This is a genomic window from Eubacterium xylanophilum ATCC 35991, assembly GCF_000518685.1.
GTDB lineage: Bacteria > Bacillota > Clostridia > Lachnospirales > Lachnospiraceae > Eubacterium_F > Eubacterium_F xylanophilum.
Map to the genome: position 1 here is coordinate 1 of NZ_JAEB01000047.1, position 1373 is coordinate 1373.

At 41.4% G+C, this 1373-nt stretch carries 2 protein-coding genes; both read left to right on the top strand.

The window, feature by feature from the left end; translation table 11 throughout:
- Window positions 1-76: 76 nt before the first annotated feature.
- Window positions 77-421, top strand: a complete 345-nt coding sequence (locus L877_RS0107260; RefSeq protein WP_026835488.1) for a transposase — start codon at window positions 77-79, stop codon at window positions 419-421.
- On the top strand, window positions 418-1326 hold the full coding sequence (locus tag L877_RS0107265; RefSeq protein ID WP_026835489.1) for an IS3 family transposase: 909 nt from the start codon (window positions 418-420) through the stop codon (window positions 1324-1326). The genes L877_RS0107260 and L877_RS0107265 overlap by 4 nt, the downstream gene beginning before the upstream one ends.
- Window positions 1327-1373 lie beyond the last annotated feature (47 nt).

Sequence of the window (1373 nt, forward strand, 5' to 3'; positions counted from 1 at the left end):
TGATGTAATATAATAATAGTTGGCACTTTTCTTAGGAAGTTTGTAGTGATATAATACAACCCAAAGGAGGTGCCACATGGCAACAAAAAAACAACGTAAATACGACATGGAATTTAAAATCCAAGCAGTTAAACTTGGTAAGGAAATTGGCGTTCAACGTGCTGCAAAAGAGCTCGGCATACCCGCACATACCATTTATAACTGGAATAAACAAGTCAAAGATGGAAGTCTTGACATCGGCGAAGGTGCTCATTCGCCCTCTAATGCCCGTACACTTAACGCAGAAATGATTGAACTGCGTAAGAGGATAAAAGCCCTGGAAAAGGACAATAAACGTCTACAAGAGGAAAACGAGTTTCTCGCAGAAGCAAGCGCTTTTTTCGCCGCGAGCCGTCGGAAGTCTCCAAAAACGAAAGAATGAAGTTCTTAGCAAAAAAGACCAAAGACGGCAAAGTAAAAGGCAAAATATCTTTTTATTGTAGGTTATTAGGCGTATCTCGTGAAGGCTTTCGCAAATACCTAAAAAACAAGGACAAGCCATGGAAATACGAATATCTTGTCAAACTAATTAAAGGTATCATTGATTCCGATGACTGCAACGATACATATGGTAGTATAAGAATGCATCAGGCACTCGTAATCCTATACTCAAAAGAAATGAAAATTCCAAGTGAGCGTACCATTTACAGAATTATGAAGCGTGCAGGACTCATACATAAGCCTAAGCGTAAGCCGAACGGTATAACCAAAGCAGATAAAAAAGCGAGAAAATCTGATGATCTTCTTAAACGCAACTTTACTGCAGATGCCCCACTCAAAAAATCGGTCACAGACATAACGGAGATACCGGCAAAAGACGGTAAACTCTACGTGTCCGCTATATTTGACTGTTACGACCTTATGTGTCTTGGTCTTGCAATGGATACCAACATGAAAGCACCACTGTGCGTCAATACCTTAAAAGCAGCTGTTCGCATGCATCCTGACTTCCGAGGAGCCATATGCCACTCTGACCGTGGGAGTCAATATACCAGCAAGGAATATCGAGATGCTATCAAAAAATGCGGCGTAGTTCAAAGTATGAATAGTGACGGTGGTCGCTGTCATGATAATGCTCGATGCGAGAGTATGTGGGCAAGGTTCAAAACGGAGCTTCTCTACGATAGATATGATACCAAATCTATGACTGTCAAAGAGTTAAAAACAGTTATCTGGAGGTACTTCATGTCCTATTGGAACAACCGAAGGATCTGCTCTGCTAACGGAGGACTCCCTCCTGCAGCTAAACGCAGGAAATACTATGATTCACAGCCCGTTGCGGCATAGTGATAAATTTTCCCAAAGAAATCTGCCAACCAATATTGACAATTTCA